We start from the raw sequence: 21491 nt of genomic DNA on the forward strand, positions 1-21491 counted from the left end.
TTCAGCAGGTTTTAGGATTGTCGTAATTGTCGGACTGGTCTTCCTCGACATTATCGAGGCATTTAAAATCTTTTTCAATCAATAAATACAACGAACTACCCTCGCCGAGCGGCATATTTCCTTCAAACCCGACGGTATTGTTCGCGGCCCAGCCTGTCAGCAGTTTTTCAGGTACTTCGAGGGTGATTTTGTTTTGCTCAAACCGCGCTTCCAGCTCATTACCAGTCGATTTTCGTATTGCATAACTCAATTGCGAAGGGCCGAAATCGGTCGTTTCTTCCAGGTAACCTTCTTCTTCCAGCCTGCCGACCTCCGTTTTGGATAGTCTGAAACGTACCGAATTCCGGTAAATGCGGATTTTCATAATTATTGGATCCGGTGATGACCGGTGTAAATGTTGAATTTATCGTTTTTAAGAAACCCTACGAGCGTAATGCCACTCTCTTCCGCCAGCTGCACCGCCAGGCTGGAAGGCGCACCTATCGCGGCCACGATCCTAATGCCGGCCATTGCGGCTTTTTGAATAAGTTCGAAGCTTGCCCGGCCGCTGAGCAGGAGGATATTTTTGTCGAGCGGCAGTTGATCGGCCAGCAATGCAGTCCCAATAATTTTGTCCAATGCATTATGCCGTCCCACATCTTCGCGCAACATCAAAAATTGCCCGGAAACATCGAAAAGCGCCGAAGCATGCAGTCCGCCGGTAGTTTCAAAAGTACTCTGATGCTGAACAATCTGCCCCACGAGCCGGTACAAAAGTTCTTTTTTCAAAATCAGACCTTCATTGGCATTCGCATAAGCCGAGCGTGTTTTGATCGCGTCAATGCTTGCCTTACCGCAAACGCCGCAGCTCGATGTCGTGTAGAAGTTGCGTTCCAGGGAACCAATTTGGGGTTCGAAACCGGCGGAAAATGTCACTATCACGCGGTTTTCATCAAATGGCGAATGCGCAATGCCGTCGATCTGGCTTTTGGAATGGATAATGCCCTCAGTGAACAGAAATCCGGCGGCGAGTTCACGGTCGTTACCCGGCGTCCGCATGGTTACCGAAATGCTTTTGCGCTCGCTACGCCCCGCCGACTGAAATGCAATTTGTATTTCGAGCGGTTCCTCCACGGCCAATTGGTCGTCGAGGATTTCGGCGCCTTCCCCACTGATGCGCGTGATTTTATGACTGGTTATCGAACTCGTCTCCATTTTGAATGTCGTAATTTGCTTCGAGGGCTTGTTTTACGGCCCTGTAATCGTCCATCGTATCCACACTTCGCATTGTTTTCTCAGACAATGGTCGGTATTTTCCCGCATTCGCTGCTTGCAGAAAACGCTGCAACGAGCGCGAACCGTTTTCAAAAGCATTCAATAGTGCACTACCCGCCGACCGTGAATACCATCCGAGCAGCGGCTCGTAGAATGCATTTTCATTATAAAAGGCCGCGGCAGGTGAATCCTTATCAGTATGGTGAAGAAAATTAGCCAGCTCGTCCGTGGTCAGGTAGGGATAATCGCAGCCGGCTACCAGGAAGTCGTTTCCCGGGAAGGTCTCAAAGGCGGTGAGTAATCCGCTCAACGGCCCTGATCCGGCGTATTTTGCAAGATCTGCCAATTTCCGATAGCTGGTCCGGAAAGTGTTGTATTGCTCTGCATTGCAGCAAAGGACCACGCGCTCGCACAGGGGTGCGAGGAGGTCGGCAACGTGTTCATGCTGAGGTTTTTGGTAGTACACCAGCAGGCTTTTGTCGGTACCCATTCTTGTGCTTTCGCCGCCGCAGATCACCAGTCCGTATAAGCTCATTGGGTCAGTTCGATGGTTTTAATCGGTCAAATATGCGTAACTTCCTTTTATGGAAATGGGTGATGTAACAATATTAAAGAAAAAGCCGATCTACCCGGTGAGCCCGGAGCTGCGCAAATACCTGCGTTTTTACCAGCGCGATGCCCGCTTGCCCGTAGCCTACCACGATCTGCTGAACTTCTACGAATCGTTTCCGGTAACGGATAAAAATGGGCGGGATACCCTTTGGGAAAGCCCGCTTTACCCGCCGCACGAGCTGGAAAGGCTGCATACCGGCCTGAAAAAAGTTTACGCCATGTTGAAGGCCAATGGTAACCTGCGCATTGTAGAGCACAAATACATCGACCGCATCGACTACTGCAAATTCGGGAATTCGAACCCGTTCCGCATTAAAATCGTGAACCGGCTGAATGATATTTACGACTATTTCTACGTCAAAAAGGCCGATTCTTCCCGCATTTACGGGCTGGAACTTGAAGAAATATTTTCGCCCAACCAGGTCAACTATATCGTGGACGGTGAAACGCTGATCGAAGAGCACATCGCGGGCATTCCGGGCGACGAGTTCGCGCGTACACGTATGAGCGACCCCGATTACAACCCGATCAGGATCGCCAAGGAGTTTGTGAAGTTCAACGAGCGGTGCAAGATCACCTTGCTGGGCGACATGCGGTCCTACAACTTCGTGATGCAGATCACTCCCGATTTCGACGATTTCCAGTTCCGTCTCCGCGCCATCGACTTCGACCAGCAGTTTTACGAGGGTAATCTCAAAGTGTACATGCCCCAGTTCTTCAAAGAAAACCGGGCATATGTGCAGCTGGCGATGGAATATCTGACCGATAAGACCGTCATCCAGTACCAGCAGGAAGAGCAATCGTCGATCATGTACCAGTCCAAAGCAGAGCGCTACCGCCTCCGCGACCTGCGGGATGTGTGTATCAAAGACAAAATATCGACCACAGAAAACATTCATCAACTGCGGGAAAGTCTTGCTATACACTATTCGGACGACCATTACCACAAGTGCGAGACAATGACCGAGATTATCGAGCTGAATATTAAGAATGTGATACGGATGGTGATTGCTTAATGGACGTAACGGCGCATTTATCGTCAACAACGACTGATTTTAAGGTATTCCTTGAATATTATCGTAATTTTGTGGCCGCATTAGGAACCGGCTGTCATTTAACGGCGTTGGATTCTTTCAATTCTAACTAAAATCGGAAGGCATTCAACCTTCGGCAGATTACTATTATGAGTAAACACGGACGCATTCTTGTCGCCATGAGCGGCGGCATCGACAGCTCGCTCGCAGCTGTCCTTCTCCACGAACAAGGTTATGAAGTCATCGGAATGACGATGAAAACCTGGGACTACGCCAGCAGCGGCGGCACCAAAAAAGAAACTGGCTGTTGTTCGCTGGACTCCATCAACGACGCACGCAATATTGCGGTGGAACTCGGTTTCCCGCATTATATTCTCGACATCCGCGCCGAATTCGGCGATTACGTGATCGACCATTTCACAGGCGAATACCTCGAAGGCCGTACGCCTAACCCCTGCGTGCTTTGTAATACGCATATCAAATGGGATGCATTGCTCCGCCGCGCAGATCGCCTCGATTGCGAGTTTATCGCTACTGGGCATTATGCCAATATGCAATTCAACGACGGCCGCCATTACGTTTCCAAAGGCATTGATGCGTGGAAAGACCAAAGCTACGTGCTTTGGGGCGTGTCGCAGGAAAGTCTTGCCCGGACCAAATTGCCATTGGGCTATTTGCATAAATCCGAGATCCGGGAAATGGCCCGGGAAAGAGGTTTTATTGATCTGGTGAATAAATCCGAGAGCTACGAAATCTGCTTCGTACCCGATAACGACTATCGCGGCTTCCTGAAAAGACGCATTCCGGGCCTGGAAGCGGAAGTAGCGGGTGGGAACTTCGTTTATGCAGACGGCACCGTCGTTGGGAAGCATGAAGGCTACCCATTCTACACCGTCGGCCAGCGTAAAGGCCTAGGCATTGCATTAGGCCGTCCCGTTTTCGTGACCGAAATCCGGAAAGATACCAACGAAGTGGTACTTGGCGACATGCCTGACCTTTTCCGAGACGGCATGAATGTGAGTAAACTGAATCTCCAAAAATACGCTTCGATCGAAAAGCCGCTCGAAACCGTTACCAAAGTCCGTTACAAACACGACGGCACCCCGGCGATCATCGAACAAACCGGCCCGGACCAAATCGTTGCCCGCTTCCACGACGGCGTCAACGGCATCGCACCAGGACAAGCCGCTGTGTTTTACGAAGGCGATGATGTGATAGGTGGCGGCTGGATTATGAAGAGCTTCCGCCAGGAGTAGTTAAAAAGGCAAGTCGATCGACTTGCCTTTTGCATATTATTTTATCCGCTGCCTCACAGCCTCGTACAATACAATAGAACTAGCAACCGATACATTCAGCGACTCTACCTGCCCATTTAGAGGGATTCGCGCGCCACTGTCCGCCAGGTCGATGAATTCTTTGGAAATACCATCTTCTTCCGAACCCATGATGATCACGGTTGGGATGGTGAAGTCGATTTCGTACAATGACTTATCCGTTTTCTCTGTACAAGCTACTATTTGCAGTCCGCTGTTTCTGAGATACATGAGTGTTTCCCAGAGGTTTGGCTCGCGGCAGATAGGCAGGAAGTTCAATGCACCGGATGAAGTTTTCATGGCATCCGCATTGATCTGCGCACCGCCTTTGGTAGGAACGATGATGGCCTGCACGCCTGCGCATTCGGCTGTACGCGCGATGGCGCCGAAGTTGCGGACGTCGGTAACGCGGTCGAGCAGGAGCAGGAGCGGGGTTTTGCCGTCCTCGTACACCTGCGTGAGCACATTATGCAACGGCATGTACTGGATCGGCGATACAAATGCGATGACGCCCTGGTGATTTTTGCGGGTTACCCGGTTCAGTTTTTCAACCGGTACGCGCTGATAGGGAACGCCGAGTTCTTTGGCGAGCTTCTCAATTTCAGCGAGCCCAAACTCGCGCTGAATGAATAAACGTTCGATTTCTTTCCCCGAACGAAGGGTTTCAAGTACCGACTGCGTACCAAAAACCATATCGGCCTGGGACTGTCTTGGGGCTGGTTTTCTTACCGTATACTTCCGTTTCTCCATGCTTCTACTACTGGATACCAAATCGGCTGGTATTCGGCATAGCGAACCAGTTCATAATGATCATCCACAAATTGATTGTTTCTTCTGTTAAATGTAAAATTGACGTTTTGCGCGTTGCCTCTGTGATCGTAGGTCCACACTTCGCGGTCTTTGCTGCGCTGTACTTTGTCAGGTGGGCCTAAAACGATGTAAATCATCCCTTTATCGGTTTTCCAGCCCTCTTTGTAGGTGGTGAAAAGCTGGTTGGCTTCTTCGACACGTCCATAGAAAGAGCGGATAGACTGCTGAGCAAGCGGTGCATTGCCGTTCATGAGCGTAAGCCAGTATTTATCCAATGCCTTTTTAAAATCCTCGGCTTTTTTGATCTCGTTGATCTCGTTGTTGGTGCTCATATAGAGCAGCGGACCGAGCAGCAGTTGCGGACGGGTAACCTTCGGAAAGCGCTCGTTTACGACGAGAATGCCGAGTCCTTCGGATTGCGTTGTGTCTGCGAAAACGTTATACAGGCCTTCTTTCGTGAATTGAAGCGGCTGGTTGGCGCTGATCGTAAAGGTACTGTCTACTTCCAGCGATTTGTTACCGCTCTTCGGCGCGATGTTCATCGGCGATCCTGCGGGCTCGAAGTCGTGGTTATAGTAGTAAACGTGCAGCTGGTCCGTGTTTTCGCCTGCTTTTTTAACCGTAAACTGCTCGGTTGAGCTTAAATAATGTCGTTGTAAGGGTTGGGTCGAGTTGCCGGTATAGACGCCGTACATTTGATTCACGGCCAGTTTCTTAAAGCGGATAGTGAGGTCGTTCAGTACCTTTTTCAGTGTTCCGGTCTGGCTGATTTCGCTGAGGAGAACGCCATAATCGCGGTTAGGGCTTTTCAGCTCGTAGGAAATGACAATCTTATCGCCCATTCGGGAAACGTTCGTGGAATCGAGCTTTACATTGCCGTAGCCGAGGCGTTCGCGTGTTCCGTAGTCGGAGTAAATGACGTAGTTGAGGTTGTAGAGCCTTACGAAATCCGCGACGCTGATCGCATTTTTACCTTTGAAGGCATCCACATAAAGAAATACCGACGTTTGCGTCGTGTCTTTCAACAGATATTTGCTTTGGATAGCTACCAGAGAGAGCTCCTCGTTGACCGGCGCCGGTGCCTGCTGTTGCTCCATGGACCGCACCTGGGCTTCCGGGATCTGCTTCACAGACTTATTCGATGATGCGCACCCGGCCATCACCAAAACAGACATTATATAGATACAAAAGCGAAGATTTGTTCTCATACAGGTGTATTCATCGTTTGTCAAATAACGAACGAACGGGCAAAATTACCCAATAAAACGGTAATAAAATTTTTATTCCGGACTCTTGCTGCCGCGGGTTGCCGATTTGATCTGGTTCTCGATGGCATCCCATTGACTGTCAGTGACTTCTTTCAGGAAATTGAATTGCCCGCCACCCAATACTTCGCCGCCGTCGAGTGTGATCACCTCGCCGGTCATGTAGGCCGAAAAGTCGGAGATCAGGTAGGCGGCCAGATTGGCCAGTTCCTGGTGATCGCCCGTGCGTGCGAGGGGAATGCGGTTTTCGAATGCGAATTTGGTGGCGAGTTCCTCGGGAAACAGCCGGTCCCAGGCGCCTTTCGTCGGGAACGGGCCGGGGGCGATTGCATTGAGGCGGATACCATGCCGCGCCCATTCGAATGCGAGCGACTTCGTCATGGTAAGCACGCCCGCCTTGGCCATGGCCGACGGTACTACCCAACCCGAACCTGTGGTAGCATACGTAGTCACAATGTTCAGTACGCTGCCTTTAATGCCGTTTTCAATCCAGTATTTGCCTAATGCCAATGTAAAATAGTAGGTTCCGCGCAGCACAATGTCGACCACCGTATCTACCGCCTTGTACGACAGGCGTTCGGTAGGGCTGATGAAATTACCGGCGGAGTTATTCACGAGCCCGTCGACCCGCCCGAATGCTTCCACCGCTTTGGCGATCACATTTTCGATTTGCTCGGTCTTCCTGACGTCGCATTCCATATAAATGATTTTGCCACCTGTTTCGCTGGCTAGTTCCGAGGCTGTTTTTTCGAGGACATCCGCTTTCCTGCTGCAAATGACCACATTCGCGCCAAGCCGGAGAAAATAGGCGGCCATCGATTTGCCCAGGCCGGTACCTCCTCCGGTGACGATGATCGTCCTGTTTTCGAGCGCGCCGTCGCGGAGCATTCCTTCGTTGTAGGCCATGGTGATTGTATTTTTAGATTGGGATGAAAAGTAAATTTTTCTTTAAAAACATTATATTTTGAATGAAAAACAAATTGCCCGGAAATGGAACAGGTAAAGGATATTATGAACGAGCTGGCCATGCTTGGTACGGAGCAGACGCTTAAAACGATGCGGAACCATGGCGCGGTGGACCCGATCTACGGTGTGCGGATTGGCGATATGAAGCCGATCCTGAAAAGGCATAAAAACGACCATAAACTGGCGCTCGAACTGTTCAAAACCGGGAATTCGGATGCGATGTACCTGGCCGGGCTGATGTCGAAGCCCGCATTGATGACGCCCGAAGTGCTCGATGAGTGGCTGAAAGGCGCTTCCTGGCATATGATCAGCGAATATACCGTAGCCTGGAACGCCGCCGAAAGTCCCCACAAATTTGAAATGGCCCGGAAATGGATCGAATCGGACGAAGAATTGACGGCTGATGCCGGGTGGGCGACCTGGGGAGGTATTCTGGCATTAACGCCGGACGACCAGATCGATAAGCAGGAAATCGATCGGTTACTCGATCGCGTGGAGCGCGAGGTGCATTCGGCACAGAATCAGGTGAGGTATGTGATGAATGGCTTTGTGATCGCGGTGGGCTCGTATTACGCGCCGCTCGCTGAAAAAGCGATGGAAGTCGCCAAAAGGATCGGGAAAGTGAAGGTTAATATGGGTAACACCGAATGCAAGGTGCCTTTCGCCCCCGATTACATTCAAAAAGTGTGGGACAAAGGCCTTTTGGGAAGAAAACGGAAAGAGGTAAGGTGCTGATTATTGCTGAGCCAGCAGGTAAAGCACGGCCATTCGCACGGCCACCCCGTTTTCAACCTGATTCAGAATAATGGAATGATGCGAATCCGCCGCGTCGGAAGAAAGTTCTACGCCACGGTTGATTGGGCCCGGGTGCATGAGCACGATTTCCTTGTTCAGTTCGTCGAGCATCGCTTTGTTGATACCATAGTACAATGAATACTCTCGCAGCGACGGGAAATACTTGATCTGCTGCCGTTCCAGCTGTATACGCAGTACGTTTGCTACGTCGCACCATTGCAATGCTTCCTTTACATTGTGCCCGATTTTTACGCCAAGTTCGCCCAAATGCTTGGGGATCAGTGTGGAAGGGCCGCATACCATTACTTCCGCACCCAGTTTTTGCAGGCAGAATATATTGGACAAAGCCACGCGGGAATGCGTAATGTCGCCAATGATCGCGATTTTCTTCCCGGCCAGGTCGCCCAGCTTTTCGCGCATCGAAAATGCGTCGAGTAGTGCCTGCGTCGGGTGCTCGTGCGTGCCGTCGCCCGCGTTCACGACGTTAGCGGGGATGCGCGTCGAGAGGTAATGCGGCGCGCCGGGGCTGCTGTGGCGCATTACGATCATATCCACTTTCATGGCGAGGATATTGTTGACCGTATCGAGCAATGTTTCTCCCTTTTTGACCGAGCTGCCGGAAGCAGAAAAATTCACCACATCGGCAGAAAGCCGTTTTTCCGCCAGCTCAAAAGACAGCCTGGTACGGGTGGAGTTTTCGAAAAATACGTTGGCAATGGTAATGTCGCGAAGGGAGGGGACTTTCTTGATGGGCCGGTTAATGACTTCTTTGAACTGAGTCGCTGTATCTAAGATAGTTTGAATGTCGTTCTCGTTCAGGTTTTTGATTCCAAGTAAGTGCCGGACCGAAAGTTGTGTCATTGGTTGTATTCAAGAAAGTTTGACAAAGATAATAAGGAAGCGGTCAATGCGAAAATCCGGAGGGAATTTTCGGGCAAAACAGAGAAAATAACAAACCTCCGGCCTTACCGCGTAAGACCGGAGGTTTGAACGGGGCATTTACTTCTTGATGAATTTCAGAGATGTAGATGTCCCGTCATTGTTTTGTATCCGTATCAAATAAAGTCCCGAAGAAAGGCTCCCGACGGGGATCGACGACCGCCCTTGCGGGGCATAACTGCGCAGCCGGATTTTTCCGGAAGCATCTGTTATAAAGTAGCTGAACCGGTCTTTCTGATTGGCCAGTTTGATATAAAGAATATTGTCCGCCGGACTCGGGAATACGCTTACCACGAAACCCGGCCGTTGCACCGATACGATATGCGAATAGGCGTGCGAACCGTCGGCATCCACCTGTTTCAGCCGGTAATAGCCAGTTCCGGCAAGTGGCTGTGCATCTTCCAGGCGGTACGCATTGAGCGCCCTCACAGTACCTTTTCCGTTAATGCGGCCGATACTCGCCCAGGAACTCGCATCGGGGGATCGCTGCACATCGAAATAGTCGCTGTTTTTTTCTTCGGTAGTGGTCCAGGTCAGCAATACTTTTTCTTCCATCGCATTTGCATTGAAACTCACGAGCGTCACGGGCAATGGATTGAAACAGGTTTGTACGGTGATATCGTCGATGCGAAGCTCGTCTCTTGCGCCCGTGGCGGTAGGGTCGGTGCAATAATAGCGCCATAGCAGCTGCACATAGGGTTTTCCCAAAGCTTCTGCCGGAAGCGCCACCCAGTTCATCACCTGTTCATGGCCCGAGACTACCGACCTTACGTATTCCACCGGCTGGTTGCTGGCATTCAGGACATCGGTAAAAGGCCCCGTCTCCGAAAGCCGGTATTGCAGGCGGATCGCGTAGGGACGGGTATTGGATGTCACAGTACCGCCCGTCCATTTCACGCTCACGATCGTTTTGCCCGTCGTATTCAGCGCAAGAATGGCGCCGCCCAGCTTCATGCCGGGATAGCCGGGGTTGCCGGTCGCGTTGCCGGTGTTGATGAATGAGATCCCGGAATCTCCCAGGCCATTGATCCGGGTGCGGCTGGTGAGATTGTAAACGCCGCTTGTGAACCCTACCACATTGGAGGTAAGGCCGGGGTCGTCGTTTTCCATATATACGAAGCGCATATTATCGGGAAATGTGTTTTCTGCCGAGAGGGGCGACCAGGCAGTGAAGTTGTACACACACGCACTCGCATCCAGGGGCGCGGGCGTCTGTACGGGTGCGACATCCGTCGCAAACACGGCGCGGAAGAACGGTGCGGTAGAAGAGGGCGCAAAAGTAATCGTCGCCGCGTTGGAAACGACCTGGCTGGAAGAATTCTCCCATTGCAGGAATTTATAGCCCGGTTTCGGAACGGCGGTCAACGAGATTGGGACGTTTTTGAAATAGGTCCCGCTCCACGGATAAGGATTGGCCGCGACACCCAGCGTGGTAGGCACGATATCGATCGTATTCACGCGTACGTAGCCGTGGGCGGCGTTCGAAACGTTGACGGTAAGTGACCGTGTTCCGTCGCTCAGATTGAACTGACTCTGGATATGACTCCGCGCGACATTAGGCCGGTTCGTCGCAAAGTTCACCATCAGATTGACGTTCGAATTCCACGTTGCCATGCTCGAAGGCCGGTTCCAGCGCTCGATATTCCTCGGCATTTCGTTCGCGATGAGGTTTTTGCAGACGTCTATCTGGGCAAGGAGGCGTGGCGACAGAAAATGGGTGTTGATCAGGTCGGCATAGCGGTTAATGAACTTTTCCCGGAAAGTCTGGTTCGGCAGGAGGTATTGCAGCAGAAAATCGGGAGCGCTCAATGCTTTTGGAAACTGATTGGCCGACACGTCTTCAAAACTCAGGTCCACATCGAACAACGCCCAGCGCCAGCGACCGTCCTTACCCTTGCCGGCGGACGGATTGTAGGGCACCTTATGGCGCCAATAGGTAACGTTGCCATAAGGCCAGTCCCAGTTGGCACAATAGAGTTCGAGAATGCAGTAATCGATAAAGTTGTCCATGTCCATCCGCGCCAGTGCATAATCGTAATTGGCGGGAATGGTCATATTGTTGCCTTTGATAAAATTGGACAAATCGGCATAATGCCCGGAGTTGTTCTCAATGTCGGGGTCCGCGTAAAACTCGATGTTCTCGGGTTCCAGGGCATAATGGCTTGCGAAATAATATTCATCCTGCCGCTCCCGTAAATCGTGGATGCCCCAGTATTCGCCGTTCACGTAGGTGGTAACGGGCAGGTATTCCTGCAATTCCATATTCAGCCCTTTGCCGATCTGGTGGATGTAGGCGTCTTTCATCAGCGTCCTTTCAAAATCATTTCCGGAATTCCTGAGGATGAGCCGCCGGAATGTGTGAAATGGCAATGCGGGAAACAGCGGGTAATCGATGTCGCTCTGCGAGGCATTGGAGCCGGTGGAATAGAGCCGGAAACTTTTCTTATCGTGCGTCCTCGATCCCTGCCCGTGAATGCGCAGGCCTAGGTCCTGGTTGATCACCGGGCTGCCGTTGATCAGCACTTCCACGTTCGACGGGACTTCCGTATGGCGGTAGTAGTTGCCCACGGGCATGCCGAACGACCCGGCGCCGGGATTCGCATTGCGCCAATCGACAAAATCCTTTCCGGCAACACCGATACCATCCTCATAATCGAACATATCGTCCGGGTCGGTTTTGATCGAAAATACGGCCAGCTGCGATTTTGGCTGCCCGTTGGACGTGAACAGGTACGTCCGCGATTCCGTCTCGCTGGGCAGCTTCCCGTCTTCATAAACTTTGGCCCGTATGACCGTTCCCTTGTAGACCGGTTTCATCGGGATAAAATCGTAGAGCGGTGTGTTGTCGTTCGTCGTGGAAATGGCCGCATACACATCCGGCTGCAACGATTTGTCCGTAATTTGTATGTTGGCGGGTGAATTCTGTTTCGAAGTCAGGAAGTAATTGGTGAATGTAGGCCCGGTAGCATTTCCCGGGTCTTTCGGGTATTGATTCTTGAATTGGTAGGCCTTGCCGGGCGCTGTGATGTTGTTCTTGTCCGGTTGCGAGCCATCGGTCGTATAGTACACCTCCGCGCCCGGTACCGCCGTGGAAATAGTCAGCGTAAAACTATTCTGGAAGAAGCCGCTTTCGACGCTCATAATGGGCGGGGAGGCGAAGCCTGTGTAGGAATTGGCCGCCACATTATTGGCATTGGGTGAAGACGGCGAGAAAAATACCAGTTCCGGCGAGCCGTTGGTTTTCCGGCCGTACGACACGTCCGTTCGCTGCTTGGGGAAATCCACCTGATCGATGATTGTTTCGTTGGGTGCGACCAGCAGAAACTGCTCGCCATCGCCACTGAGGCCAAATCCCAGGTGCCTAGGCCCGCGCGAGGGAAGGCCGCTTGCCCAGAGGGTCAGGAATGAGCCCGGTTGGATCACCAGGTTTCCTGTGCCCGTCGGCAACTGAAATTTTTTCAGCTCGCCCGCATCGTCGGTAACGTAGTAGCCACCGAGATCCACGGCGGCAGCACCCGCATTGTACAGTTCGATCCAGTCTTCGTCGGAACCGGTTTCATCCAGGTAGGAAACGGAATTAGAGGCCATCATCTCATTGATTTTAATAGATTGGCCCAGGCAAACGGTGTATGAAACCCACACCGACAGCGATAATGTGTAGTATAAATATTTCATGATGATAGAGGGGGATTTTTCTGTTAGAAATTAAAATTATTGTAGGTTAAATGCTAATAAACCAACAGTTATTTTAATGTATATTATTAGTTACTTTCTTTGTTTTCAAGTGGTTATATCCGTTTTGAATGTAACTCACAATGTCTTTGGAAATAGTTTGAGATTAGTTGCATTATTTCTGTTTTTGGCTTGAAGATTTTGCGAAATAGTTTGCTAATGAGCTACCGCGTTATTAGTAGCAGGCGTAGAATAGCCGATCGCTCGGTGGAAAAGCGATATTGACCGGCGGCTCGTTATATTTGCAGAATTTGGCAATACCGCTTTCGGTCAGCGGCAAACACTTTTAGAAAATGGACAAAGCAACGGTGATCGCACATGTGAAGGCGCTCCTCGACGAACGCATGCAGGTAGCATGGGCAGCCATGGAAGCAGCACAGGAATCGGCGAACGATCAGGGGAAGAGTTCGATGGGGGATAAGTATGAGACGTCGCGCTCGATGGGCCAGCTCGACCGCAACATGCACGCGCGGCAATACGAGCAGGCGCGGCAGGAACGGGTCATTCTCGAAAAGATCGGTGAGGGAGATTTGCCGTCTCGCAGTGCTGCTGCACGCAGCTCGGTAGGTTCGTTATTGGAAACGACGGCCGGCTGGTTCTTTATCGCCGTGAGTATGGGAGCTGTTAAAATAGAAAATGAGACCGTGATAGCAGTCTCATCTTCGTCGCCCGTGGGTGCTTCGCTGTTAGGCAAGGAGCCAGGGACTTTCTTTGAGTTTATGAAAAAACAACACCGGATCGTGGCGCTGCATTAAGCCATATTGTGGAACACACGTACCACGTCGTCGTCTTCTTCGATCCGCTCGATCAGTTTTTCGACTTCCGCAACCTGTTCGTCGCTCAATGACTTGGTGTCGTTCGGAATGCGCTCGAAATCCGCTTCCACGATTTCGTAGCCATTCTCTTCGAAATAATGCTGTAACGCACCGAAAGCCGGGAACTCGCCGTATATGTTGACCAGGTTGGTTTCTTCATCGAGGAATACCTCTTCGGCGCCCACGTCGATCAGTTCGAATTCCAGCTCTTCGATATCCTTGCCGGTGTTCTTGATTTTAAAAATGCATTTGCGGTCGAAAATGAAGTCGAGCATGCCCATTGTTCCGAAGCTGCCTCCCAGCTTGTTGAAGTAGCTTCTTACGTTCGCTACGGTGCGGGTAGGGTTGTCGGTTGTGCTTTCCACCAGAATGGCAATGCCGTGCGGGCCATAGCCTTCGTACACCATTTCCTTGTAATCCTCCTGATCTTTGGACGATGCGCGTTTAATGGCCCTTTCAACCGTCTCTTTGGGCATGTTCACTGCTTTTGCATTTTGCAGGAGTACCCGGAGTTTGGAGTTAGTGGCGGGGTCGGCCGTGCCGTTTTTCACGGCGAGAACGATCTCCTTGCCAATCCTCGTGAAAGTTTTGGCCATCTTGTCCCACCGCTTGAACATCCGTGCCTTTCTGTATTCAAAAGCCCTTCCCATACTTATAATGTATTATAGTTATTTTGTTGTTGGTACCTTGGTATTCTCAATTGTGCCGCAAATTTATAAAAACGGTTAATATCAGGTAAAATAATTCTTTCACCAATACTTTCATGGATTATCAACTCGACTGGCGTTTCCAAACATTCGACGAACTGACTACAACGGAACTGTATGGCATACTACGGCTTCGCAGCGAGGTTTTCGTACTCGAACAGCGGTGCTGTTTTCTGGACATGGACAATAAAGACCAGCTAAGTCATCACCTGTCGGGTTACCGCGGGAACGAGCTTATGGCATTCGCGCGCATCGTTCCGCCCGGCATATCATACGAATATCCGGCGATCGGCCGGATCGTAGTTTCTCCGAAGGGCCGCGGCGAGGGGTACGGCGTGGAGCTGCTGATTGTTTCGATTCAAAAACTGGAAAGATTGTATGGTAAGGTTCCGATCCGGATCGGTGCGCAACTGTATCTTAAAAGGTTCTATGAGTCGTTCGGTTTCAGGCAGTCAGGCGCTGTTTACCTCGAAGACGACATCGAACATATCGAAATGACCAGGCCAAATTCGTAGAATTTACAAAAAGTGCGACCTTTTGGGGAATCGTTTCCCAAAAGTGTTGAATTAAGAAACACCGTATGTAACCGGGAAATGTGTTAATACAGCGTAAAAACAGCATTCAAAGCGAAAATTGTAGTAACTAATCTACATTTCGATAAAAAAAGTTTGATATAAATTGTTCGTAAACGCTTTCTTTCCTAATTTGGCACAGAATTTTAGTTATTAGTATTCAGTCAAGCAAATTGTTGCTTTGGGACTGACGCCCTGTCAGAAACCCAATTAACATTTTTGACGAACACTGATAGAGGAGGGTTTACGTGGAATGGCCTACTGTAATGCGGTAGGCCATTTTTTTTGTGCTTTCTTTGTACCCGATTACAACACCACTGCATTATAATGACCAAAGTAACCGAGTACATTCGCCGCGCCGAAGGAAAAACCTTATTCTCGATCGAGATCATCCCACCACTAAAAGGGCAGAATATCAATGAACTGCTGAACTCCATTGAGCCTTTGATGGAATTCAATCCCCCGTTTGTAGATGTGACATACCACCGCGAAGAGCTGATCGACAGGGTCGGACCGGACGGTACGATTGAGCGCATTCCCATCCGCAAGCGCCCCGGCACAGTCGGAATCTGCGCGCGGCTTATGGAGCGTTTCAAAGTGGATGCGGTACCGCACGTGATTTGTGGTGGTTTTACCAAAGATGAAACCGAAGATGTGCTCATCGACCTGCATTACCTGGGCATCGACAATGTGCTCGTGCTGCGAGGCGACGCCGAACGGTCTGCCGGGGTTTTTAAGCCGAAACCGGGCGGGCATTCGTATGCGTCCGAGCTGGTAACGCAGGTGGATAATATGAATAAGGGAATGCTGCTCAACGCCGAAACGGAAATGTCGCCGACCGACTTCTGCATCGGCGTGGCCGGTTATCCTGAAATGCATTTCGAGGCGACGTCATTCGACTCGGATTATGCGGCTTTGAAAAAGAAAGTAGACCTCGGCGCCAATTACATTGTGACGCAGATGTTTTTTGATAACCAGAAGTATTTCGGCTTCGTGGAGCGCTGCCGCGCCGAAGGCATTACCGTGCCGATTATCCCGGGCCTGAAACCCATTTCAACCAAGAAACAATTGCATGTCCTGGCTGATATTTTTCACCTGGAATTTCCGCTGGACCTGGTTAAAGAAGTGGAGCGATGCGCTAGCGATAAGGAAGTACGTCAGGTAGGCGTCGAATGGGGCATTCAGCAATGCAAGGAGCTACTGGCGTATGGCGTGCCCGTGCTGCATTTTTACACAATGGGTAAATCCGATAACGTTTCGCAGATCGCCCGCGGCGTGTTCTGATCAATCAGCGCGCTGCATAATGCATGCCGCAATGCGCGGCTGCCATTTTACTCGTAGCAAACCGCGGTACCATTGGCGCTCACCATGAGCATGGAGCTGCCGTTTCCGATCGTTTCGAGGTCGATATCCACGCCGATTACCGCATTGGCGCCCAGGCGCTGTGCCTGCTCCATCATCTCGCGGATGGCAATGCTTTTGGCTTCGCGCAGGCCCTGCTCGTACGAGCCAGAGCGCCCGCCTACCACGTCGCGTATGCCTGCGAGGAAGTCTTTGACGAAATTGGCCCCGATAATGGCTTCACCATTCACCAGTCCGATATACTTAATGATTCTTTTACCTTCGATATTCGGGGTAGTAGTAACAAGCATGCGATTTCAGGTTTGATTGGTGTTGATTTTTGACCGGCCAAATTACGGTTTTTGTCAAAGAGGCGGCTGAAAATAATGGTTTAGCGGCAAAGTAGCACGAGTTCGGGGTAAATTTTGGGTATAATCGTTAGTTTTGCCCTTTGACCAAATTTTGAGTAGTAAAACAATTTATAATGGAACAGACAGTAGAAACCATTAATCATATCATCCGCACACGCCGGGCTATTTTTCCACCGAATTACATCCAGAAAGAGATCCCGCAGGAAGTGATCGAAAATATCCTTGAAAACGCCAACTACGCGCCTACCCACAAGCGCACGGAGCCTTGGCGTTTCATCGTGTTCAGAGGTCAGGAGAAATTGCAGCACCTGGCGAGCTTCTTCATGGAGCGCTACCGCAACAATACGCCCGCAGAGTCATTCTCGCAGGCGCGCTACGAGGCTGCCGGTGAGAAAATCCTGAAATCGGCCTGTGTGATTGCCATTAATGTTGAACTACACCCGAACGACCTGCCCGAATGGGAAGAAACGGCGGCGGTAGCTTGTGCGGTACAAAATATGTGGCTTACGGCTACGGCTTACGGTGTAGGCTCGTATTGGAGCAGCCCTGCGGTACTCAAAGAACTCGGCGAATACCTCGAACTGCCCGAAGGCCAGAAATGCCTCGGCCTCTACTACCTCGGCTACCACAATGCGCCTGAGACACCGGTACGCCGCAACAGCACCATCGAGGAAAAAATCACCTGGGCCTGAGCATGAAACAGTCCCGACCGACCCTGCGTGCGAAGCAGATCACCAAAGCATTTGGTAGCGATACGGTACTTTCCGGTGTGGATATTGATCTCGCGCCGGGCGAGTGGCTGGGTATCCTGGGTGAAAGCGGGTCGGGGAAAAGCACCTTGCTACGCATTCTGGGGCGTTTCCTGGATGCGGAGCAAGGTGATGTTTTTTTCAAAGGGCAATTGCTGAAACCCGTCGCGGGTGAGCTGATGCCCGGGCATGAGGCGATAAGGCTCATCCATCAGGAGTTTGAATTGTTTCCTAATCAAACGGTCGCGGAGAATATCGCTTACTCGCTGCGCTTCTACGAGCCCGACTACCGACTTGAAAAAGTGGCGGAGCTTTTGGAAACGACCGCATTGAAAAACGTCAAAGACCGCAAAGCGAAACTGCTATCCGGCGGTGAAAAACAGCGCACGGCCATTGCCAAGGCCATTGCCGAAATGCCCGACGTGCTGCTGCTCGACGAGCCGTTCGCGCATTTGGACAACCATAACCGCCGCGTACTCGCGGACGCGATCGAACGCCTGCGCCGACAGCAGAAAATGAGCTGCATATTCGTCACGCACGAAGCCGCGGACGCATTGGCCTGGTCGGACAGGATTGCCGTGCTGCGCGACGGGCAGATTATCCAGATCGGTACCCCTCAGGAAGTTTATAACAACCCCATTAACAGCTACGTAGCCGAACTGACGGGCGACATTAACTGGCTCGCCGGGGATAAGCACAAAAAGCAGTTTTACATTCGCCCGGAAAAGATCAAGCCGACGCGTAATCCTGAAAAAAGCCGCTGGGCTGGCAAAGTAGAAGCCATGCGTTTCCACGGTAACCACTGGGAAATCCGTTGTGTGAAAGGGAAGGAGCAATTGTCTTTTTACAGAAGCAAACCCGACCTCGAAATCGGGCAGGAAGTGCATTTGACTTACGCTTCCAAAGACCTCAAAAGCATTTAACCCGCATTACAATTTAAACCAGAAGGAAATCTTCACCGCGAACGGCGTTACATTCGGGTTATCCAGGTAGGTAAGGCGGTGAATGAAATCGACGCGGCCGGTGCGGAAAATGTTGTCGATCCCGTAGCCGAGTTCGATGTAGGGTTTCCGGGTCAATGGATTGAATGCTACGTTTTGACCGGTTTCATCGGTTGTAGTCGTCAGCGACTCGTTAGCTTTACTGATACTTCCATAAAACAGCCTGCCGGTGGCCAGCATTCTCAATTTCAGCTTTTTGATAGCGGGAATGCGGTTCAATATAAATCCTTCAAAATTATGCTCCATGCGCAGCGCAAAATACCGGTCGCTGATGAACTCGAAATAGCGCATGAGGTTAAATGCATTTTCGACATAAAAGAACGACTCGTTCCCCAGCGGCGTATAAAGCAGCGGGTAGGGCAGGGTGGAAGGAATATAGCCGAATGTGACATTATAATAGGTACGCCCGATCACCCCCGCGCGGAAGCTCTGCCGGATATTGAAAGAGAACTTATTATAATTAAAATCCCCGCCCAGCAAATGCTTGAAACCGTGCGTGTAGCGTAACGTGAACGCCGGTGAATTGCCATTCCCCATGCTAATGCGCTCATTATCATTCAAAAGGAACGTTTCTTTTTGCGCCAGCCGGGCTTCGAAATTGACTTCGGTAATGTCGAACGCGCTCTTCACCGGTGAATCCGCGCCCGCGGCCGGGTCGGTGCGGTAGGTGAATGCAAAGAGCGGATCGAATGTGCGGTGGCGTAGCTGCACGCTACCGGTAAGGCCCTTGACGACTTCCCTTTTGAAATACGCGGAAATATCCTGCTGCCAATACGGCCGCCGAAACGCCCCGAATCGAGATAATGCCCCGAAAATCGTACTCGGGCCGATCGCATCGGGCGATAACCCAAGCCGTTCGAGGTCTTTGGAATAGGCGATGCCGGCCATGGTCCAGGGTTTCCGGCTGATGATGTAGTCTAGTCCGCCGCCGTACTTGAAATCGTGGTCACGTGTGCCGTATGCGCCATAACCGCTGAAAATCCACTTTTTGCTGAATCCCGGGTCGGTACGGAAGCCGAGGCGGAAGCGATGGCCTTCTACCTTATTATTAGCATACAAAAACAGGTATGGCCCGACGTCGATGTTCCATTTGTCGATCCTTTTGTAGCCATTGACGAAAATATTAAGCAGCTCGGTGTAGGTTTTCACAACAGGCAATGCTTTCAAAGAATCGACCAGTTCGAATGTCAGCTTTTCGGTCGGGCTGAGGTCTTCCGGGCGGCTTTTGGCCCAGAAAGTGGAATCATGATCGCGGTAGTTGTCCGCCAGCTCGATGGCGGTATCATAAAAGCGGCTTTCGCGCGGTGCATTGATTTTGTATTTGGATTGGGCTGAATAGAATTTCAACAGCATGCCCGCGGCTTGGGGCGTAGGCTCGTCGACGTCGATGAGCACGCGCGTTTTGTGCGGCAGCCAGTTCTTTTCATCGTCGGAGAGTTCGTAGGATTGCTGGATCTTAATGCGGTCGATGTAGTTCAGGTTAGCCTGCTTATCGACGGTCACATCTATTTGTGTCAATGCAAACGTCTGCCCGTCCACCCACAGCGAGCCGGTGAAAGCAAGGTCCTGCTTCTGCCGTGGTTCGAATTCGATGTGGTAATCGTAGCCGGCGCCATTGCCGACGCTGTCGGCCAGGTAAAATTCGTAATAAAGCTTCCAGCTATCGGAAATGGGCGAAACGAAGTCTTTTTGCAGGATATTCAGCCAGTTGTTATAAAAATTGTATTGCTGGAAAGATGAGCCGATGAGCTGCGAAACCACGCTGCCGTCCGTCAGCCCTACGCCCGAGATTTTCGTTTTGTTGATAACCTCTTTCTTTTTCTGCGGATCGCGGCGGTAAAAAACATCGGAAACCGACTCGGAAATGAAGATCGGAATGATCGTCTCACCGTTTTCGCCTTTCACCTCGTCGAACTTTTCGAGGACGTGCGTCATTTTTTTGACCGTTTTCCGGCGTCTGAACCCACTCGAAAGATTATCGATATCGATCTGGATTTTGTTGTAAGCCTGGTATTCGTAGGCGGTAAGTTCGTCGGCATTGTTAGCTTTTTTGCGGGCCATGATCTTGCGCATGACGGCGTAGGCCGGGTTTTCGCCTGCCAGGATTTTTACCTCGCGCAGCTGTGTCGTGCCCGGTGAAAGCTGAAAATCGATCACCTGCTCGGCCACATTCGGTGCAATGGCCTTGCTACGGCCGGTGTAGCCGACGTAAGTTACGCTAATCGAGTCCGCAGGAGGGGTAAATTGGAGCTCGTAAATGCCGTCAAAATTGGTGTTGGTCCCGCCGAGCTGCCCGCGAATACCGAGGTTGGCAAATGGAATAGGATCGCCCGTGGAAGCATCGGTGACGCGGCCTTTGATGGTAAATGTGGTTTGTGAAAAGCCCGTTGTGCAAAAGAGGCCAAGGAAAAGGATCAGGGCGGCTATGTTCCGGCTCGGCCTCATTCCTCATGCTCATTTTTACCGATTTGAATATTGGAAGTCACGTCCGCAGCCGGGCGCAGGATGTGCACGTCGAGCACGGCTTTCGGGCGCGCCAGGTACTCGCGCACAAGCGTGCGGAACGAGTAGCCGTCGGGAACGTCCTGTGCTGCGAATGAAATGGCGTTAATCCCTTCATTGTGAGCAATGTATAATGCCCGTGCGTTGTGGAAATTCTGTGAAATGATGGTGAAGTTATCCTGATTGAAAACCTCTTTGCACCGCACGATCGAATCGAATGTGCGGAAGCCGGCATAATCGAGCGTCATCACATTCTCGGGAATGCCCAGGTTCAGGAGGGCGCGCTGCATATCCAGCGGTTCATTATAGTATTGCGAGTCGTTGTTCCCGCTGAGGATAATGTATTTGATTTTCCCCTCCTTGAAAAGCCGCGCGGTAGCCTCCATCCGGTATTTGAAAAAGAGGTTTTCTCCCCCTTTTTCCAACTTTTTGCTGGTGCCGAGCACAAGGGCCACGTCGTTCGGCGGCAGGCTTTCGATCGAGAAATAGGAGTATTGCCGCGTACAATACACTACCCAGAAATTACAAAGCAGGATGAAAACCATGCAGGCAAATATTAAGGCTAATATGATTTTGATCAATTTTTTCACCTGTGCACGCGTTGCCTTTTGAATTCCTGGAAATTCTGCCGGGTTGCGTACATCATCAATATAACTGATATACGCAACCGACGGGTATTCATGTTGCTAATGGATGAGTAACCGGAGTCGCCG

20 protein-coding genes are annotated in these 21491 nt (G+C 51.0%); 8 read left to right on the forward strand and 12 right to left on the reverse strand.

The window, feature by feature from the left end; all coding sequences use genetic code 11:
• Position 1 precedes the first annotated feature (1 nt).
• Genes BLQ88_RS04545 through mobA form a run of 3 tightly spaced genes read right to left on the reverse strand, consistent with a single transcriptional unit; the run spans position 2 to position 1789 of the window.
• Positions 2 to 364 (reverse strand): DUF7009 family protein, encoded by a 363-nt coding sequence (locus BLQ88_RS04545; RefSeq protein WP_090147188.1) that lies wholly within the window; start codon positions 362 to 364, stop codon positions 2 to 4.
• 2 nt (positions 365 to 366) lie between these two features.
• Positions 367 to 1194 (reverse strand): formate dehydrogenase accessory sulfurtransferase FdhD, encoded by an 828-nt coding sequence (gene fdhD, locus BLQ88_RS04550; RefSeq protein ID WP_090147190.1) that lies wholly within the window; start codon positions 1192 to 1194, stop codon positions 367 to 369.
• The gene (gene mobA, locus BLQ88_RS04555) at positions 1166 to 1789 is read right to left on the reverse strand and encodes a molybdenum cofactor guanylyltransferase (RefSeq protein WP_090147192.1); all 624 of its coding nucleotides are present in this window, start codon (positions 1787 to 1789) and stop codon (positions 1166 to 1168) included. The genes fdhD and mobA overlap by 29 nt, the downstream gene beginning before the upstream one ends.
• A gap of 49 nt (positions 1790 to 1838) precedes the next feature.
• Here mobA and BLQ88_RS04560 point away from each other — a divergent pair, with 49 nt between their 5' ends.
• The gene (locus BLQ88_RS04560; protein WP_090147193.1) at positions 1839 to 2882 is read left to right on the forward strand and encodes a hypothetical protein; all 1044 of its coding nucleotides are present in this window, start codon (positions 1839 to 1841) and stop codon (positions 2880 to 2882) included.
• Positions 2883 to 3049: 167 nt separating this feature from the next.
• The gene (mnmA, locus tag BLQ88_RS04565; RefSeq protein WP_090147196.1) at positions 3050 to 4156 is read left to right on the forward strand and encodes a tRNA 2-thiouridine(34) synthase MnmA; all 1107 of its coding nucleotides are present in this window, start codon (positions 3050 to 3052) and stop codon (positions 4154 to 4156) included.
• A 36-nt stretch (positions 4157 to 4192) separates the two neighbouring features.
• On the opposite strand, the gene rlmB is transcribed toward mnmA, so the two are convergent.
• The 3 genes from rlmB to BLQ88_RS04580 all read right to left on the reverse strand — a co-directional run bounded on the left by rlmB (position 4193) and on the right by BLQ88_RS04580 (position 7194).
• Positions 4193 to 4963, reverse strand: coding sequence for a 23S rRNA (guanosine(2251)-2'-O)-methyltransferase RlmB (rlmB, locus tag BLQ88_RS04570; protein WP_090147197.1), 771 nt, complete (start codon positions 4961 to 4963; stop codon positions 4193 to 4195).
• Positions 4939 to 6153: a GWxTD domain-containing protein gene (locus tag BLQ88_RS04575; protein WP_090147732.1), complete on the reverse strand. Its 1215-nt coding sequence runs from the start codon at positions 6151 to 6153 to the stop codon at positions 4939 to 4941. Before BLQ88_RS04575 ends, rlmB begins: the two co-directional genes overlap by 25 nt.
• A gap of 150 nt (positions 6154 to 6303) precedes the next feature.
• Entirely contained in the window at positions 6304 to 7194 is an 891-nt protein-coding gene (locus BLQ88_RS04580; RefSeq protein ID WP_090147199.1) for an SDR family oxidoreductase, read from the reverse strand.
• Positions 7195 to 7278: 84 nt separating this feature from the next.
• On the opposite strand from BLQ88_RS04580, the gene BLQ88_RS04585 reads away from it, so the two are divergent.
• Positions 7279 to 7989 carry a DNA alkylation repair protein gene (locus BLQ88_RS04585; RefSeq protein ID WP_090147201.1) on the forward strand — a complete coding sequence of 237 codons (711 nt, stop codon included), beginning with the start codon at positions 7279 to 7281 and terminating at the stop codon, positions 7987 to 7989.
• On the opposite strand, the gene BLQ88_RS04590 is transcribed toward BLQ88_RS04585, so the two are convergent.
• Positions 7990 to 8910 carry an aspartate carbamoyltransferase catalytic subunit gene (locus tag BLQ88_RS04590; protein ID WP_090147203.1) on the reverse strand — a complete coding sequence of 307 codons (921 nt, stop codon included), beginning with the start codon at positions 8908 to 8910 and terminating at the stop codon, positions 7990 to 7992.
• A gap of 138 nt (positions 8911 to 9048) precedes the next feature.
• The gene (locus BLQ88_RS04595; RefSeq protein WP_090147205.1) at positions 9049 to 12663 is read right to left on the reverse strand and encodes a CotH kinase family protein; all 3615 of its coding nucleotides are present in this window, start codon (positions 12661 to 12663) and stop codon (positions 9049 to 9051) included.
• 350 nt (positions 12664 to 13013) lie between these two features.
• Between BLQ88_RS04595 and BLQ88_RS04600 the strand changes: the two genes are divergently transcribed.
• Positions 13014 to 13475, forward strand: coding sequence for a transcription elongation factor (locus tag BLQ88_RS04600; protein WP_090147206.1), 462 nt, complete (start codon positions 13014 to 13016; stop codon positions 13473 to 13475).
• Here BLQ88_RS04600 and BLQ88_RS04605 read toward each other — a convergent pair.
• Positions 13472 to 14185 carry a YebC/PmpR family DNA-binding transcriptional regulator gene (locus BLQ88_RS04605; protein ID WP_090147208.1) on the reverse strand — a complete coding sequence of 238 codons (714 nt, stop codon included), beginning with the start codon at positions 14183 to 14185 and terminating at the stop codon, positions 13472 to 13474. The genes BLQ88_RS04600 and BLQ88_RS04605 overlap by 4 nt on opposite strands.
• A gap of 113 nt (positions 14186 to 14298) precedes the next feature.
• On the opposite strand from BLQ88_RS04605, the gene BLQ88_RS04610 reads away from it, so the two are divergent.
• Together BLQ88_RS04610 and metF are read left to right on the forward strand one after the other, a co-directional pair.
• Positions 14299 to 14757 (forward strand): GNAT family N-acetyltransferase, encoded by a 459-nt coding sequence (locus BLQ88_RS04610; RefSeq protein WP_090147209.1) that lies wholly within the window; start codon positions 14299 to 14301, stop codon positions 14755 to 14757.
• Positions 14758 to 15141: 384 nt separating this feature from the next.
• Positions 15142 to 16098, forward strand: a complete 957-nt coding sequence (metF, locus tag BLQ88_RS04615; RefSeq protein WP_090147211.1) for a methylenetetrahydrofolate reductase [NAD(P)H] — start codon at positions 15142 to 15144, stop codon at positions 16096 to 16098.
• Between the two features lie 47 nt (positions 16099 to 16145).
• On the opposite strand, the gene BLQ88_RS04620 is transcribed toward metF, so the two are convergent.
• Positions 16146 to 16466, reverse strand: a complete 321-nt coding sequence (locus BLQ88_RS04620; protein ID WP_019940616.1) for a heavy metal-binding domain-containing protein — start codon at positions 16464 to 16466, stop codon at positions 16146 to 16148.
• A gap of 173 nt (positions 16467 to 16639) precedes the next feature.
• Here BLQ88_RS04620 and BLQ88_RS04625 point away from each other — a divergent pair, with 173 nt between their 5' ends.
• Together BLQ88_RS04625 and BLQ88_RS04630 are read left to right on the forward strand one after the other, a co-directional pair.
• On the forward strand, positions 16640 to 17218 hold the full coding sequence (locus BLQ88_RS04625; RefSeq protein ID WP_090147212.1) for a nitroreductase family protein: 579 nt from the start codon (positions 16640 to 16642) through the stop codon (positions 17216 to 17218).
• 2 nt (positions 17219 to 17220) lie between these two features.
• A complete protein-coding gene (locus tag BLQ88_RS04630) occupies positions 17221 to 18198 on the forward strand; it encodes an ABC transporter ATP-binding protein (RefSeq protein WP_090147213.1) in 978 nt (325 codons plus the stop codon).
• 6 nt (positions 18199 to 18204) lie between these two features.
• Here BLQ88_RS04630 and BLQ88_RS04635 read toward each other — a convergent pair whose 3' ends face one another.
• Positions 18205 to 20721: a DUF5686 and carboxypeptidase-like regulatory domain-containing protein gene (locus tag BLQ88_RS04635; protein ID WP_090147215.1), complete on the reverse strand. Its 2517-nt coding sequence runs from the start codon at positions 20719 to 20721 to the stop codon at positions 18205 to 18207.
• On the reverse strand, positions 20718 to 21323 hold the full coding sequence (locus tag BLQ88_RS04640) for a SanA/YdcF family protein (protein WP_090147217.1): 606 nt from the start codon (positions 21321 to 21323) through the stop codon (positions 20718 to 20720). The genes BLQ88_RS04635 and BLQ88_RS04640 overlap by 4 nt, the downstream gene beginning before the upstream one ends.
• Positions 21324 to 21491: the final 168 nt, after the last annotated feature.

Source organism: Dyadobacter soli (assembly GCF_900101885.1).
Classification (GTDB): Bacteria; Bacteroidota; Bacteroidia; order Cytophagales; family Spirosomataceae; genus Dyadobacter; species Dyadobacter soli.